The sequence below is a fragment of the Rhizobium esperanzae genome (assembly GCF_014197615.1).
GTDB classification, from domain to species: domain Bacteria; phylum Pseudomonadota; class Alphaproteobacteria; order Rhizobiales; family Rhizobiaceae; genus Rhizobium; species Rhizobium esperanzae_A.
In genome coordinates this window covers 133,712-149,201 of the sequence record NZ_JACIFY010000013.1, presented here as the reverse complement: position 1 = coordinate 149,201, position 15,490 = coordinate 133,712, and the positions used below count along the sequence as shown (strand labels likewise).

Genomic DNA, 15,490 nt, shown 5'->3' with positions numbered 1-15,490 from the left:
CAGTCGTTGCCGCAAAACCGCTGCACACTTTTGCGCGACATGCTCCGTTGCCAATGTGGGCAAACTATTCGGCAGCAACAAGGCGCGCCGAACGTGTTCCCGAGGACAGACCGCGCACCAGTGTTGCGACCGCCTGAACCGTATCGGCCGTGGCCTTCCCGTCCGCGGTCAGGCTGGTGGCGACCTGATTGACGATGGCGGTGCCGACGACGACGCCATCGGCCGAACCGCCGATGACTTTCGCATGCTCCGCCGTCTTGACGCCGAAGCCGACGCAGACGGGCAGTTCGGTATGCTGCTTGATGCGCTGGACAGCGCCCGAAACCAGCGACGGATCGGGCAGCGCCGAGCCGGTGATGCCGTTCATCGAGACGTAATAGACGAAGCCGGAGGTGTTTTTCAGGACGGCCGGCAGGCGCTTCTCGTCGGTGGTCGGCGTTGCCAGACGGATGAAATTGATGCCCTTGCGGATCGCCGGAATGCAGAGTTCGTCATCCATTTCCGGCGGCAGGTCGACGACGATCAGGCCATCGATGCCGGCGGCGATCGCGTCGTCGAGGAATTTCTCGACGCCATAGATGTAGATCGGATTGTAATAGCCCATCATGACGATCGGCGTCGCATCGTTGGTCTTGCGGAAATCGGCCGCCAGCTGCAGCGTCTTTTTCAGCGTCTGACCGCCTTTCAGCGCACGCTGGCCAGCCAGCTGGATCGCCGGTCCGTCGGCCATCGGATCGGAAAAGGGCATGCCGAGTTCGATGATGTCGGAGCCTGCTTCGGGCAGCGCCTTCATGATGCCGAGCGAGGTATCGTAATCAGGATCGCCGCCCATGAAATAGGTCACAAGCGCCGGACGGCCCTCGGCCTTCAGCTCGGCAAAGCGTTTGTCCATGCGTGCGGTCATGTCTTACAGTCCCATTCCCAGAATCTTGCCGACGGTGAAGATATCCTTGTCGCCGCGGCCGGAGAGGTTCATCAGGATGATCTCGTCCTTGCCCATCTTCGGTGCGCGCTTGATCACCTCGGCAATCGCGTGCGAGGGCTCGAGCGCCGGGATGATGCCTTCGAGGCGGGTCAGCGTCTGGAACGCCTCAAGTGCTTCGTGATCCATGATCGGCACATAGTCGACGCGGCCGATATCGTTCAGCCAGGAATGTTCGGGGCCGATGCCGGGATAATCGAGACCGGCCGAAATCGAATGGCCTTCCTTGATCTGGCCGTCGCCATCCTGCAGCAGATAGGTGCGGTTGCCATGCAGCACGCCCGGCGAGCCGGCAGTGATAGAAGCGCAATGTTCGTCGCCCTGCAGGCCCTTGCCGCCGGCTTCGACGCCGACGATCTTCACGGTGGGATCATCGAGGAAGGGATGGAAAATGCCGATGGCGTTCGAACCGCCGCCGACGGCCGCGACGACGAGATCCGGCAGGCGGCCTTCGGCAGCCAGCATCTGCTCTTTCGCTTCCGCGCCGATCACCGACTGGAAATCGCGGACCATCTCCGGATAGGGATGCGGACCGGCCGCCGTTCCGATCAGATAGTAGGTATCCTCGACATTGGTGACCCAGTCGCGCAGCGCCTCGTTCATGGCGTCCTTCAGCGTGCCGCTGCCTGCGGTGACCGGTTTGACTTCGGCACCGAGCAGCTTCATGCGGAAAACGTTCGGTGCCTGACGCTCGACGTCGGTGGCGCCCATATAGACGACGCAGGGAAGGCCGAAGCGGGCGGCAACGGTCGCCGAGGCGACGCCGTGCTGGCCGGCGCCGGTTTCGGCGATGATCCGGGTCTTGCCCATGCGCTTGGCGAGCAGGATCTGGCCGATGCAATTGTTGATCTTGTGCGAGCCGGTGTGGTTCAACTCCTCGCGCTTGAAATAGATCTTGGCGCCACCGAGTTCGGCCGTCAGCCGCTCGGCGAAATAGAGCGGGCTCGGGCGACCGATATAATGGGCGCCGAGGTGCTTCAATTCGGCCTGGAATGCCGGATCGTTCTTCGCCTTGTTCCACTCGTCCTGCAGATCGAGGATCAAAGGCATCAACGTTTCGGCAACGAAACGACCGCCATAGATGCCGAAGCGGCCGTCCTCATCAGGCCCGGAACGGAAGGAATTCGGTTTAGGCGTTTCGTTCACTCTCAACTCCCTGAGGCCATGACAGGCGCATCCGCCTCTTCGACCGCATCGAAAAATTCATCGATCATTGCGACGCTCTTCACGCCGGGCGCAGTTTCGACGCCCGAGGAGACGTCGATACCACGCGCCTTGGTCTTCGCCAGCGCATCCGCGACATTGTCCTTGTTCAGCCCGCCGGACAGCATGTAGTCGATGCTGCCGTCGAGCCAGCTCAAAAGGCTCCAGTCGAAGGAAATGCCGTTGCCGCCGGGCAGTTCCGAACCCTTCGGCGCTTTCGCGTCGAACAGGAAACGGTCGGCAATACCGATATAGGCTTCGACGCGCTTCAGATCGTCGGCCGTGCGCACAGAAAAGACTTTCATGACCGGCAGGCCATAGAGCGCCTTGATCGTCAGCACATGTTCGGGGCTCTCATTGCCGTGCAGCTGCAGAATATCCGGCTTCAACAGCGAGACGATCTCATCCAGCTCGTCGTTCGTGGGATCGACAACGACGGCGACGATCTTCGCCTTACCACGTGCGGGTTCGGCGAGTTTACCCGCCAGGTCCGGCTCGATGTAGCGTGGGCTCTTTTCGAAGAAGATAAAACCGATATGGGTCGCGCCGCGTTTCAGCGCACGATCGATCGCTTCGGGCGTCTTCAAGCCACAGATCTTGATATCGGGTTTCATGGCAGCGAAGTGACACGAAATGCAGCAAGAGTCGAGCCAATTTGCGTGCTAGGCTGCATTTAGCGCCAATGTCGGTCAGTCGAAATCAATGGCGTGCAGCTGGCTTCCGTGCCGCTTCAGCCAGGATTTCGCTTCCTCCATGCCGGGGCAAAGCTTCTTGCAAAGCGCCCAGAAGCGAGGCCCGTGGTTCATCTCCTTGAGATGGGCAACTTCGTGGGCGGCGAGATAATCGATCACCGAGGGCGGCGCCATGACGATGCGCCAGGAAAAGCTCAGATTTCCCTCCGACGAGCACGAGCCCCAGCGGCTGCGGGTATCCTTCATCGAGATCGAGCGGATCGGAGCCCGGATCGTTCCGGCATGCATCGTCGCCAGCCTGACGAGGTCGGTGCGCGCTTCTTTCTTGAGAAAGGCCGCGATGCGCCGCCCGACATGTTCCGGCATGCCGCTGACCAGCAGCACCGGTTTGCCGTCCATGGAGACGGCTTCCGTCAGGCCGCGCACGCTGCCGGTATGCTGGATGCGATGGGAAACGCCGCGAAAGAGAATTTCGCCGCCGTCGCGCAGACCGGCATCGGTCGAAAACTTGGCAAGTTTGGTGAGCAGCCAACCCTGATGCCGATCGAGAAAGGCATTGACCTCGCGTGCCGCAAGACCTTTCGGCACCGTCATCTTCAAGGCCCGGCCGCCCGGCTCGATGCGCAAGGTGATGCGCGTCGCCCGGTCGTGCTGCTTGATGGTCAGCGGCATGAGCCGGCCGGCCACATCAAGCGTCCGCGTTTCGGGCGGAGCCGGCTTTCGGGCTTTCGGCCTTGTCTTCAGAAGCGAGAACATGGTTGTTTCTACCCGATTCGCCGGCAGCGGGCATAGAAAAACCGGCATCGGAAGATGCCGGTCATTTTCAGCATTCAGGCCTTCACGGCGTCTGGTATCCAGCGACCGGGCCGTTGTCGTCACGCTTGGTGTTCTTGCGGTCACGCATGAAGCGATCGAACTCTTCCTGGTCCTTGGCGCGGCGAAGTTCGCGCATGTAGGCGTCGAATTCCTCGCGCATTTCATCGAGCTTGCGGCGCTCTTCCTCGATCCGGTCGATCTCGGCCTTGCGCCAGTCGTCGAAGGCGGCGTTGCCGGTCGAGAAGTGCGGGCGGTGACGGCCGTTCGAACGGCGGCAGGAGGCAAAGAAGCCATCGGTCGCCTGGTTGACGTCACGCTTGAAGCCGCGCAAACGGTCGCCGAAGATGATGTAGGCAAGCATGGCCAGACCCAGAGGCCAGAAAACCATGAAGCCGAGAATCATCAGGGCAATGGTAGCCGGAGTCCAATCCGGTCGAAGCAATGCTGACTGGTTCATCGTGCGGGTATCCTCGCTTTCCGCGCCCGGCAGGATACCGAACGCTGAAATCGATGTGGTTACCGCAACAACGGCCTTCAAGACGATTGCCCGCGAAATCGGACAAAGCCTTGAATCCGCTTTTCTAAATCAGCCACCCCTAAATCAGGCGGTGCGGCCGCCCTTGATGACACGCGGCACCGGCGGCTTGACGGCCGAACGGGAATGCTCCCGGACAAAATTGATGATGCGCGGCGCGATCTCGCGTCGGAACCGCGAGCCGTTGAACACACCGTAATGGCCGACATCCGGCTGCAGATAGTGCATGCGCATATCTTCGGGAATATTCACGCAGATGGTCTGCGCCGCCTTTGTCTGGCCGACGCCCGAGATGTCGTCATTCTCGCCCTCGACGGTCAGCAGCGCCACTTTCCGGATCGCTGCCGGATCGACGCGTTTGCCGCGATGCATCAACTCGCCCTTCGGCAGGGAATGCTTCATGAAGACCTGCTCGACCGTCTGCAGATAGAATTCGGCGGTCAGATCCATGACGGCGAGATACTCGTCGTAGAAATCGCGATGTTTTTCCGGCTCGCCGTCGTTCTTCACCAGATGCATGAAGAATTCCTTGTGGGCGACGAGATGGCGGTCGAGATTCATCGACATGAATCCCGAAAGCTGCAGGAATCCCGGATAGACCGGGCGCATGAAGCCCGGCTGCGGCCAGGGCACGTTCATGATGACATTGTCGGAGAACCATTGCAGCGACCGCTCCTGGGCGAGCTTGTTGACCGCCGTCGGGTTGATGCGCGTGTCGATCGGGCCGCCCATCAGCGTCATCGACGACGGAGACAGCGGATCATTGGCTTCCTCCATCACCGCGGCCGCCGCCAGCACCGGAACGGAAGGCTGACAGACGGCGATGACGTGCGTGTCCTGCCCGAGGAAATGCAGCATCTCGATGACATAGTCGACGTAATCGTCGAAATCGAACGTGCCTTCCGTCATCGGCACCATACGGGCGTCGATCCAGTCGGTGATGTAGACATCGGCACTCGGCAGCAGCGCCTCGACCGTGCCGCGCAGCAGCGTCGCATAGTGGCCGGACATCGGCGCGACGATCAGGATACGGGGATCGTTGCCGCGGGCGGCCGGGGCGTTGCGGGCGAAATGCAGGAGATTGCAGAAGGGCCGCGACCAGACGACTTCTTCGCGAACAAAAACCGTCTGATCGCCGATCGTCGTCTGCTTCAGCCCGAATTCCGGCTTGCCGTAGCGGCGCGTCGTGCGTTCGAACATTTCGAGACTTGCGGCCATCGTCCGGCCGAGCGGCGTATGGGAAAACGGGTTCAGCGGGTTGGCATAGGCAAATCGCATGATATCGGCCGCGGCGCGAAACGGCGCCATGGCAGCATGGTTCAATTCATAAAGCTGATAAAACAAAGGCGCCACCTTTCTCTATCGAAAAGATGACGCCGATTGTAAGACATCGAATCTTTCCGTTACGCGGGCACGTTACTCAGACTAACAGTTTTTTGTTGCACAGCAACATGGACGAACCAGACCCGCACAAGAAATGCCGGAGAAGTGACTCTCCGGCATCAGTATCGACTGGAAAACTTAAGTTTCTCAGCGGAAAGCGTCGTTAATGATCCGCTACGAAGGTCTGCTTCTGCGTGCCGAGACCCTCGATACCGAGTTCGACCACGTCGCCGGCCTTGAGATAATGTGGCGGTTTCATGCCCATCCCGACGCCCGGAGGCGTCCCGGTGGAGATCACGTCGCCCGGATGCAGCGACATGAACTGGCTGAGATAGGACACGATGTGAGCGACGCCATAGACCATGGTCTTGGACGAACCGTTCTGCATCGTCTGGCCGTTGACCTTCAGCCACATGCCGAGGTTTTGCGGATCGGCGATCTCGTCCTTGGTGACCAGCCAGGGACCGATCGGCCCGAAGGTGTCGCAGGACTTGCCCTTGGTCCACTGACCGGCGCGTTCCGTCTGGAAGGCGCGCTCGGAAACATCATGCGACACGCAATAGCCGGCGACATAGTCGAGCGCGTCGGCTTCGCTGACATATTTCGCAGTCTTGCCGATGACGACGCCGAGTTCGACCTCCCAATCGGTCTTTTCCGAACCGCGCGGGATCCGGACGTTGTCGTTCGGACCAACGATGGCCGAGGTCGCCTTCATGAAGATCACCGGCTCGGGCGGCACCGTGGCGCCGGTTTCAGCGGCATGGTCGGAAAAATTGAGGCCGATGCAGATGAATTTGCCGGTGCCGGCGACACAGGCGCCGATACGGCCAGGGGCAAGCTCCGGAAGGTTCTTCGGATCGATTGCCGCGATCTTTGCAAGGCCGGCCGGTGAGATCGCCTCACCGCCGATATCGGCGACGTGACCGGAGAGATCACGGATCTTGCCATCGGCATCGAGAAGCGCGGGTTTTTCATTGCCTGCTTCGCCAACACGCATCAGCTTCATGGAATTTCCTCCTCATCGAAAACGGATTTGCAGCCACCTATGAACGAATTATTCACCGGTGTCATTACGGCTTTGCCGCCAAGCGGTACGACTTTTCCTGGATTCGAATGGATTTCGGCTCAAACCGCATGAATTGCGGCATCACGCTCTAAAAAATTTCCGCAAGATCAGGCCCGACGGGAACGATCTTTGTCGGGTTGAGGCTTTCGATCGAGTAGTAGCCGCGCTTGATGTGATCGAGGTTGACCGTTTCCGCAATACCGGGCCAATCCAGCATGCGGCGGCAAAAGGCGCGTAGGTTGGCATAGTCGGAAAGCCGGCGCAGATTGCATTTGAAAATGCCGTGATAGGCGACGTCGAAGCGCACGAGGGTGACGAAGAGCCGGATATCGCTTTCCGTCGGGTGATCGGCGAAGAGAAAGGACCGATCGGAAAACTGCGGCTCGACCCAGTCGAGGCAGGCAAAGACATCGGCAAAGGCTTCTTCGTAGGCAAGCTGGGTGGTGGCAAAACCGGCGCGGTAGACGCCATTGTTGAGCGTGGGATAGATGCGGTCGTTGAAAGCATCGATCTCGCCGCGTCTTTCCGCCGGGTAAAGATCGATCGGATTTTTTGCCAGCTCGCCGAAGCCGCTGTTCAGCATGCGTAGGATATCGGCGGATTCATTGTTGACGATGGTGTTTCTCTGCTTGTCCCAGAGAACCGGCACGGTGGCCCGGCCGGTGAAATCGGCGGACGCCTTCGTATAGATTTCATGCAGATAGGTCGTGCCGTTGACGTGATCCTCGGTCGCGCCGGGATAATCGCCGAAACGCCAACCCTGTCTGCTGAGCCGCGGTTCGACGACGGAGACGGAAATGGCGTCGTCGAGCCCCTTGAGCTTGCGGCCGATCAGGGTGCGTGAGGCCCAGGGGCAGATATAGGCGACATAGAGATGGTACCGGCCGGCGCTGGCTTCGAAGTCGGCTTCGCCCGTCGGCCCGGCGGCGCCATCCGGGGTGACCCAGTTGCGGAAACTCGAAGTCTGCCTGATGAAGCCGCCCTTCTCATCCTTTGCCTGAACGGGCTGCCAGTCTTCCGTCCATTTTCCATTCACCAGCATGCGCAACTCTCCGATCGATTGACTGAAGCGTTTATTATCCTGCTTCGACGCCGGCGTGAGGCCGCTTTTATGAAGACAGTCTGTACACCCCGATTGCGACGACGCTGCGCTTGCCAAGGCTGCGAAGCAGGAAATAAGACTTGGTTTAGTCCAAGATCAGGGCTCCAATCCAAGATGAAATGGAGTTTGACATGCACCTTTCCAAAGCCGTCGTGCGCACCGAACATGCAAGCCGCTACCTGCAGCAGCTCTGCAAACACTGGAGCCATAAATTCAGCGTCGATTTCGACCCGCATAAGGGCCGGGTGCCGTTCAACGAGACCACCGAGGTGACGTTTACCGCCGACGATACGGCGCTGACCATGGCGCTTTCCGTCGCCGATGCCGCGCAGCAGGCCAGGATGCAGGGTGTCATCGACGATCACCTGAAGCGTTTTGCCTTTCGCGAGGAGCTCGACATCGTCTGGACGGACTGAACCGAACCTCGATCCGAATTTCTGCCTCCAACCCCCGGGAATAAGCATGACGAAGAGCAATAACCGCGAATCCCAATATCCGATCGATCCGATGTTTCTCGACCGTTGGTCACCCCGCGCCTTCACCGGCGAAATCATCGAGGAAGCACAGCTGCTCAGCCTGCTCGACGCAGCCCATTGGGCGCCGTCCTCGTCCAATCAACAGCCCTGGCGCTTCATCTATGCCCTGAAAGGGTCGGAGCAGTGGCAGACATTCGTCGGATTGCTCGTCGATGCCAACCAGGAATGGGCGGCGAACGCATCGGCGCTGATTTTCGTCGTCTCGCGCGCCTTCACCGGGACCGCCGGCTCAGCAGAGACAAAGCCGAGCTACACCCATTCCTTCGATGCCGGCACGGCCTGGGGATACCTGGCGCTCCAGGCGCGTCTCTCCGGTTTTTACGCCCATGGCATGGGCGGCATCAAGCATGACGAGATCCGGCAGGCTTTCGCCATTCCCGAGGGTTATCGGGTCGAAGCCGGTGTTGCTGTCGGCCGGATCGCCGACAAGAGCGTCCTTTCCGAACGCAATCAGGCGCGCGAATTCCCCAGCCAGCGCAAACCGCTCTCCGAGGTTGCCTTCAACGGCCGTTTTATTGCCGACTGAGCGAAGCCGAAATCGGGCCGATCGCGCAAACAAAAACCCCGCCATCCGTAGATGGCGGGGTTTTCGTTTCGAAACATCAATCAGATATCGAGGTTTGCGACGCTGAGCGCGTTGTCCTGGATGAATTCGCGCCGCGGTTCGACTTCGTCACCCATCAACCGGGCGAAGAGGCCGTCGGCATCGGTGGCGTCGTTGACCTTGACCTGCAGCAGCGAGCGCACATTCGGATCGAGCGTCGTTTCCCAGAGCTGCTCGGCATTCATCTCGCCAAGGCCTTTATATCGCTGCATGGTCAGGCCCTTGCGGCCAGTTGCAAAGATTGCGTCGAGCAAGGCACGCGGGCCTGAGATCTCGACGTCGCCTTCGCGGCGATGCAGCGACGGCGGCGTCTGATAGATTTCCTTGAGGCGCCCGGTCAGCTGGTCGATGTGACGGGCGTCCGACGAGCCGATCAGCGCCATGTCGAGCACGACGATTTCCCTGACGCCGCGGACCATGCGTTCGAAGCGCAGGCCGCCATCGCTGGTCAGATCGCCCTGCCAGCCGCGCTCGGTCTCCTCGGCGATAATGTCGAGACGACTTGCGACCTCGCTCGCCACTGCCCGCGCTCTTGCCGGATCGCTGACGAAATCGGCATTGAGGGCACCGGCGATCGCCGCCTGCTCGACGACGGCGCGATTGTAGCGCGAATGAAGATTGTCGATCAAAGCGCGCATGCGCAACGCATCCAGGATGACCTCGCGCAGATCCTGGCCGGTGCGAACCTCGCCGCTGCCGAGCTTCAGCGCGGCATCCTCAAGACCCTGGCTGATCAGATATTCCTCGAGCGCCTTTTCGTCCTTCAGATACTGCACCGACTTGCCGCGCGAGACCTTATAGAGCGGCGGCTGAGCGATGTAGAGGTGACCGCGCTCGATCAGTTCCGGCATCTGCCGGAAGAAGAAGGTGAGCAGCAGGGTGCGGATGTGAGCGCCGTCGACGTCGGCATCCGTCATGATGATGATCTTGTGGTAGCGCAGCTTTTCGGCATTGAACTCGTCTTTGCCGATGCCGGTGCCGAGCGCGGTGATCAGCGTGCCGATTTCCTGGCTCGACAGCATTTTGTCGAAACGGGCGCGTTCGACGTTCAGGATCTTGCCGCGCAGCGGCAGGATCGCCTGGTTTTCGCGCGAGCGGCCCTGTTTGGCCGAGCCGCCGGCGGAATCGCCCTCGACGAGGAAGACTTCGGATTTCGCCGGATCGCGTTCGGAGCAGTCGGCAAGCTTGCCCGGCAGCGAGGCGATATCGAGCGCGCCCTTGCGGCGGGTCAATTCACGGGCCTTGCGGGCGGCTTCGCGGGCGGCCGCGGCCTCGACGACCTTGCCGACGAGAATCTTGGCTTCGCTCGGATGTTCTTCGAACCAGGTGCTCAGCGCCTCGTTGACGAGGCTTTCGACCACAGGGCGGACTTCCGAGGAAACCAGCTTATCCTTGGTCTGCGAGGAAAATTTCGGATCGGGCACCTTGACCGACAGCACCGCCGTCAGGCCTTCGCGGCAATCTTCGCCCTGCAGCGTCACTTTTTCCTTTTTGGTGATGCCGGAATTGTCGGCGTAGGAAACCACCTGGCGCGTCAAGGCTGCGCGGAAGCCGGCCATATGGGTGCCGCCGTCGCGCTGGGGAATGTTGTTGGTGAAGCAGAGCACGTTCTCATGATAGCTGTCGTTCCACCACATCGCCACTTCGACGGTAATGCCGTCCTTTTCGCCGCGGATGGCGACGGGCTTATCGACCAGGGACTTCTTGGCACGGTCGAGATAGGCGACGAAAGCCTCGAGGCCGCCGTCATAGCGCAGCTCTTCCTGCTTGATATCGGAATGGCGCTTGTCGGTCAGCAGAATGCGGACGCCGGAGTTCAGGAAGGCGAGTTCGCGCAGGCGATGCTCCAGCGTGCCGTAGTCGAACTCGGTCATGGTGAAGGTTTCGCTGCTCGGCATGAAGCTTACTTCCGTGCCGGTCTCATCGGGCGCGTCGCCGGTGACCTTCAGCGGCGCATCGGCCACGCCGTGGGTGAAGCTCATTTCGTGGATCTTGCCCTGGCGGCGGATCTTCAGCTTCAGCCAGACCGACAGCGCGTTGACGACGGAAACGCCGACGCCGTGCAGACCGCCTGACACCTTGTAGGAATTCTGGTCGAACTTACCGCCGGCATGCAGCTGCGTCATGATGACTTCGGCCGCCGAGACGCCTTCGCCGCTATGGATGTCCGTCGGGATGCCGCGGCCGTTATCGGTGACCGTCACCGAACCATCCGGATTGAGGGTGACGGTGACGATGTCGGCATGGCCGGCAAGCGCTTCGTCGATGGCGTTGTCGACGACTTCATACACCATGTGATGAAGGCCGGAGCCATCGTCGGTATCGCCGATATACATGCCGGGACGCTTGCGCACGGCATCGAGGCCCTTCAGAACCTTGATGGAATCTGCGCCATATTCGGTGCTTACGCCGTTTTCCGTCGCGGATGTATCGCTCATTCTGTCGAGATTTTCCCTGTTGCCGTAAAGCTGCGGCGCGCCTTGCGAATCACCGGCTTTCTTCACTCTCGTATATAGGTTTTTTGAACCCGGTTCCCAATGGCAAGTCCCCTGAACAAGGCATAAAACAGGGGATTATGACGCTTTTCCGTCGCCTTTGCCGTCATTTTCGAGAAGAGCGGATAACCGGCCGATCTCGGCGCTGTCAAGGTTGCGAATCTGTCGCGCCAGCCGATTGGCAAATTCGGTATATTCCGGCGGCAGGCCTGACGTGTCGATGACGACGCGCGGGTCGGAAGAACGGGCAAGCAGAAACAGTTCCTCGGCCTCGTCCCAGATGATGTTGAAATAGCCGGCGATACGCTGCAGCAGATCGAATGTCGGCAGGCCGCGCTTGCCATGTTCGAGCGCCGAGAGATAGGCGGGAGAGACGTTCAGCGCTTCCGCCATCTCCTTCTGCGACACACCTTTGCGCGCTCTCAGCCTGCGAACCGCCTCTCCGAAGGGAGTCATGGTCTGTCCCCTGGCCGTCGCGACAGGCGGATGTAGAGAGCGCCTTCGCCGCCATGATGCTGGGCGGCCGATTCATAAGACGAGATCAGGTAGCGGAATTCCGGCTTCGAGAACCAGAGGGGCACGGCCCGCTTCAGCGCGCCGTCGCTGCCCATCGAGCTGCCCTTACCCGTGATGACCAAGACATGGCGCATGCCGCGCTCATGGGCGCGGATCAGGAAATCGAGAAGGATGGCATGCGCCTCGCTCTGCACCAGCCCGTGCAGGTCGATCCGCGCTTCCAGCGCCAGCCGGCCTTTGGCGATCTTACGCTTGACCGGCTTTTCCAGCGGATGGTGCACCCCGGCGGATGGTTTTGCAATCGCGGGGGCTGCCGGCGGCAGCGGCACAGGTGATGGCGGTGCCAGCTTTTCGGCTCTCTCCTGCTCGGCCGCCGCTTCGGCGAGAAAAGCGTCGAGTTCGCTCAGTTCTCCCGCCTTGCCGGGCATCGGCCGCGTGCTGCGGGCAACCTTGCCCCAGAGGATCCTCTCATCCGCACTGAGTTTGCGATCCCTGGCCATCAGTCGAATCTTCCGGCAGCGGCCTTGGGAATGAGAATGGCGAAATCGGCATCGTTGCGGACGGTGCCGGCACTTTCTCCGGCCATATCCCCCGAGCCGGTGAAGATATCGCCGCGCGCCGGCCCGACGATGGCCGAGCCGGTATCGAGCGCCAGCATCAGCCGGCGGAACGGCCGGCCATGATCGAGATGGGTGAGGCTTTCGGCGCGGATGAAAAAGGGAAAGCCGAACGTATGGATCATCCGGTCGACCGCAAGCGAACGGCCGGCGAGAAGCGGCACCTTGGCAGCCGCGATCGGACCGGTCTGAAGATCGGCGGTTCGCAGGCCGATAGCCTGCGAGGGCGTTTCCCGGAAGAAAATATAGGAGCGGTTATGCCACAGCACCTCGTCCACCCGCTCGGGATGACGCGCGAGCCAAGCACGGATCGTCTGCATCGAGATGTCGGCGCGATCGATCTCGCCTCGGTCGATCAGCAACTTGCCCACCGCCGAGAAGGCATGGCCGGCCTTTGCCGAATAGGTGATGCGGCCGATACGGCCATCATTGTAAAGCAACCGGGCCGCACCCTGCACATGCACGAAGAAGACATCGACTTTCGATTTCGCCCAGGCAATTTCGAGACCGAGGCCTTCGAGGAAACCCCGATCGACGGCACGGCGATCCGGATAAGCACTGACGCGGCCGTCATGCAGGCGGCCGAAAGCGTAGGACTTATCGAGCTCGGCGGGGCGATTGGCGTCATCGAGATCGATCAGATCGTCCGGGCGACGGTAGAAGGGGAAACGGAAGATTTCGTCCGGCTGCGCCGACACCTCGATCTCCGGTTCGTAGAAAGCGGTGACGAAGCCAGAATTGCCGTCCTTGCGGCGGATCAGGAAGGGCCGACAGTGCGTCTCGAAAAAGGCGCGCGCCGATGCGGGACATGACGGCGTGAAATCTTCGGCGGCCAGCAGCAGCGGAAGCAGATCGTCGGCGCTCAGGCCAAGTGATCCGGTGCGGTAGGGTTTGACATCGGTGATCTGCCGCCGGCAGCTTCGCATGACTTCAAAAAGGCCGGAGGGATCATCATCCTTCCAGCCTTCCAGATCGTCGAAACTTACAGCCTGCAGGACGAAGTCCGACGCGTGGTCACTCATGTTCCGATTCGGTCGCCACGAGTTTCCAGTTCGGATCGCGCGAGCGGGTGTCGCGGGCGAAGGTCCAGAGGTCGTTGACCTCGGCCACGTTTTCAGCGTCGCCTTCGATCAGCACATCCGCTTTGTCGTAGGTGGCCGAGATCAGCTGGCTGATGATGCGAACGGTGATCTGCGCTTCGCTGCCCTTCGTCTCCGCATGGGTGATTTCGGCCTTGTCGATACCGACAAAGGTGGATTTCACCTTATCACCCCGGCTTTCACGCTCGCCGATCGCCGCATCGAAGCCGTCATAGACTTCGCGGGACAGAAGGTTCTTCAGCGTTTTCCGGTCGGCATCGGCATAGGCCATGACGATCATCTCGTAAGCCATGCGGGCGCCGTTCAGAAACTCCTTCGGGCTGAAGGCGGGATCAGCCTTGTTCAGCGCGCGCAGCGATTCGTTGAGCCGCGTTCCGGGGGCGGCGAAGGCATCGATAGCGGCGAAACGATCCTCATCCTCGGTCGTCGCATCGCGGCGCGGCAGCGTCACGACCTTGCCGGCATCGGCGGCTTCGGCCGGAGCCGCATCCCGCGGCGTATAGAGATCGCGCGGCGGCTTCTCATTTCCTGTGCGGCGCCCGAGCACGGAGCGCAGCTGAAAGAAAATCAGCACAGCCGCCACCAGGAAGAATAAAGTGATGAAGTCGTTCGAACTCATATCGTATCGCAGCCGCCGTTAACATCTCTGATTTGTACTCCCATATAGTCTGCCTATACAGATGATTCAAATGATGGCTGGCATCTTCGCCGGCGTCCAAGAGGAGACCGGCAAGCCCGGGACATGACGACCATGCGTTTTTCGATCCTGCCGGCTTTCATTCTGCTGTTGCCACTCGCCGAAATTGCCGGTTTCGTCGTCGTCGGCCGGGCCATCGGATTGTGGCTGACGCTGGCGCTCGTCATGCTGGGCTTCGCTCTCGGCTTGGCTCTGCTGCGCCGGCAGGGCATCGGTATTTTGCGCCGCATGTCGAGCGAAGGACGAAACGGGGTGATGCCGGGCCGCGACCTGTTGCGGCCGGCGATGAACGTCATTGCCTCGCTGCTCCTGATCATTCCCGGCTTCCTCACCGATATCATCGCGATCCTCATTCTCATTCCGCCGGTGCGCGATCTCGTCTGGCAGGCGATCGCCAAACGCTTCGTCGTCGTCAATGCCAAGGGCGGCTTTTCCGCCGGCCCGCAATCCGATTTCCGCGACCGCAAGCCAAACTCGAAGGTGGTCGATCTCGACGATGAGGACTATCATAGGGAACCGGAACGCAACTCGCCGTGGTCCGGCAAACATCTCGGCGATTGAGGCGCTTCGACCGATCAACCGCGCCAAGCGCCCAGGGTTGTAAGCCCCTCCCTGAAATGTTAGATGGCGGCACCATTCCCATGCCCCTCGAGGAAAAGCCAATGGCAGACGAAAACAACAGCAACGGTGCGACCAGCCCCACCCTTTCGATCCTTGCGCAATATACCAAGGACCTCTCCTTCGAAAATCCGGGTGCGCCCCGCTCGCTGCAGGCCCGCGACAAGGCGCCGACGATCAACATCAATGTGAATGTCAACGCCAACCCGCTTTCGGATACGGATTTCGATGTCGTGCTGTCGCTGAACGCAGAAGCCAAGGACGGCGACAAAACGGTCTTTCATACCGAGCTCGTCTATGGCGGTGTCTTCCGCGTTGCCGGCTTCCCGCAGGAACACATGCTGCCGGTTCTCTTTATCGAGTGCCCGCGCATGCTCTTCCCCTTCGCCCGTCAGATCATCGCCGACGTCACCCGCAACGGCGGCTTCCCGCCGCTGATGATCGATCCGATCGACTTCACGCAGATGTTCGCCCAGCGCGTTGCCGAAGAACAGGCCCGCGCCAAGGTCGAGGCCGTGCCGAACTGAT

General features: G+C 60.7%; 17 protein-coding genes. 4 read left to right on the top strand and 13 right to left on the bottom strand.

Annotated elements, in window-relative coordinates:
* Nucleotides 1–64 precede the first annotated feature (64 nt).
* From trpA to GGD57_RS18440, 8 genes are all read right to left on the bottom strand, one after another.
* Complete coding sequence (trpA, locus tag GGD57_RS18475) at nt 65–904, bottom strand: tryptophan synthase subunit alpha (protein WP_184471757.1); 840 nt, start codon at nt 902–904, stop codon at nt 65–67.
* A gap of 3 nt (nt 905–907) precedes the next feature.
* Nucleotides 908–2,128: a tryptophan synthase subunit beta gene (trpB, locus tag GGD57_RS18470; RefSeq protein WP_184471756.1), complete on the bottom strand. Its 1,221-nt coding sequence runs from the start codon at nt 2,126–2,128 to the stop codon at nt 908–910.
* A 2-nt stretch (nt 2,129–2,130) separates the two neighbouring features.
* Nucleotides 2,131–2,799, bottom strand: a complete 669-nt coding sequence (locus GGD57_RS18465; RefSeq protein WP_184471755.1) for a phosphoribosylanthranilate isomerase — start codon at nt 2,797–2,799, stop codon at nt 2,131–2,133.
* Between the two features lie 75 nt (nt 2,800–2,874).
* The gene (locus GGD57_RS18460; protein ID WP_085735380.1) at nt 2,875–3,633 is read right to left on the bottom strand and encodes a M48 family metallopeptidase; all 759 of its coding nucleotides are present in this window, start codon (nt 3,631–3,633) and stop codon (nt 2,875–2,877) included.
* Between the two features lie 82 nt (nt 3,634–3,715).
* Nucleotides 3,716–4,150 (bottom strand): DUF2852 domain-containing protein, encoded by a 435-nt coding sequence (locus GGD57_RS18455; RefSeq protein WP_184471754.1) that lies wholly within the window; start codon nt 4,148–4,150, stop codon nt 3,716–3,718.
* A 144-nt stretch (nt 4,151–4,294) separates the two neighbouring features.
* A complete protein-coding gene (locus tag GGD57_RS18450) occupies nt 4,295–5,572 on the bottom strand; it encodes a polyhydroxyalkanoate depolymerase (RefSeq protein ID WP_085735378.1) in 1,278 nt (425 codons plus the stop codon).
* Between the two features lie 202 nt (nt 5,573–5,774).
* Complete coding sequence (locus tag GGD57_RS18445; protein ID WP_184471753.1) at nt 5,775–6,617, bottom strand: fumarylacetoacetate hydrolase family protein; 843 nt, start codon at nt 6,615–6,617, stop codon at nt 5,775–5,777.
* A 148-nt stretch (nt 6,618–6,765) separates the two neighbouring features.
* Nucleotides 6,766–7,719, bottom strand: a complete 954-nt coding sequence (locus GGD57_RS18440; RefSeq protein WP_184471752.1) for a glutathione S-transferase family protein — start codon at nt 7,717–7,719, stop codon at nt 6,766–6,768.
* Nucleotides 7,720–7,910: 191 nt separating this feature from the next.
* On the opposite strand from GGD57_RS18440, the gene GGD57_RS18435 reads away from it, so the two are divergent.
* Nucleotides 7,911–8,195 (top strand): DUF2218 domain-containing protein, encoded by a 285-nt coding sequence (locus tag GGD57_RS18435; protein ID WP_184471751.1) that lies wholly within the window; start codon nt 7,911–7,913, stop codon nt 8,193–8,195.
* 46 nt (nt 8,196–8,241) lie between these two features.
* Nucleotides 8,242–8,841, top strand: a complete 600-nt coding sequence (locus tag GGD57_RS18430; RefSeq protein ID WP_184471750.1) for a nitroreductase family protein — start codon at nt 8,242–8,244, stop codon at nt 8,839–8,841.
* An 80-nt stretch (nt 8,842–8,921) separates the two neighbouring features.
* On the opposite strand, the gene gyrB is transcribed toward GGD57_RS18430, so the two are convergent.
* The 5 genes from gyrB to GGD57_RS18405 all read right to left on the bottom strand — a co-directional run bounded on the left by gyrB (nt 8,922) and on the right by GGD57_RS18405 (nt 14,266).
* Nucleotides 8,922–11,357, bottom strand: coding sequence for a DNA topoisomerase (ATP-hydrolyzing) subunit B (gene gyrB / locus GGD57_RS18425; RefSeq protein ID WP_184471749.1), 2,436 nt, complete (start codon nt 11,355–11,357; stop codon nt 8,922–8,924).
* Between the two features lie 135 nt (nt 11,358–11,492).
* Nucleotides 11,493–11,870, bottom strand: a complete 378-nt coding sequence (locus GGD57_RS18420; RefSeq protein WP_085735370.1) for a helix-turn-helix domain-containing protein — start codon at nt 11,868–11,870, stop codon at nt 11,493–11,495.
* Complete coding sequence (locus tag GGD57_RS18415) at nt 11,867–12,430, bottom strand: Smr/MutS family protein (protein ID WP_184471748.1); 564 nt, start codon at nt 12,428–12,430, stop codon at nt 11,867–11,869. The genes GGD57_RS18420 and GGD57_RS18415 overlap by 4 nt, the downstream gene beginning before the upstream one ends.
* Nucleotides 12,430–13,569 carry a murein transglycosylase A gene (mltA, locus tag GGD57_RS18410; protein WP_184471747.1) on the bottom strand — a complete coding sequence of 380 codons (1,140 nt, stop codon included), beginning with the start codon at nt 13,567–13,569 and terminating at the stop codon, nt 12,430–12,432. The genes GGD57_RS18415 and mltA overlap by 1 nt, the downstream gene beginning before the upstream one ends.
* The gene (locus tag GGD57_RS18405; protein WP_184471746.1) at nt 13,562–14,266 is read right to left on the bottom strand and encodes a Tim44/TimA family putative adaptor protein; all 705 of its coding nucleotides are present in this window, start codon (nt 14,264–14,266) and stop codon (nt 13,562–13,564) included. The genes mltA and GGD57_RS18405 overlap by 8 nt, the downstream gene beginning before the upstream one ends.
* A gap of 132 nt (nt 14,267–14,398) precedes the next feature.
* Between GGD57_RS18405 and GGD57_RS18400 the strand changes: the two genes are divergently transcribed.
* Together GGD57_RS18400 and secB are read left to right on the top strand one after the other, a co-directional pair.
* On the top strand, nt 14,399–14,905 hold the full coding sequence (locus tag GGD57_RS18400) for an FxsA family protein (RefSeq protein ID WP_348645989.1): 507 nt from the start codon (nt 14,399–14,401) through the stop codon (nt 14,903–14,905).
* 101 nt (nt 14,906–15,006) lie between these two features.
* Entirely contained in the window at nt 15,007–15,489 is a 483-nt protein-coding gene (gene secB, locus GGD57_RS18395) for a protein-export chaperone SecB (protein WP_085735361.1), read from the top strand.
* Nucleotide 15,490 lies beyond the last annotated feature (1 nt).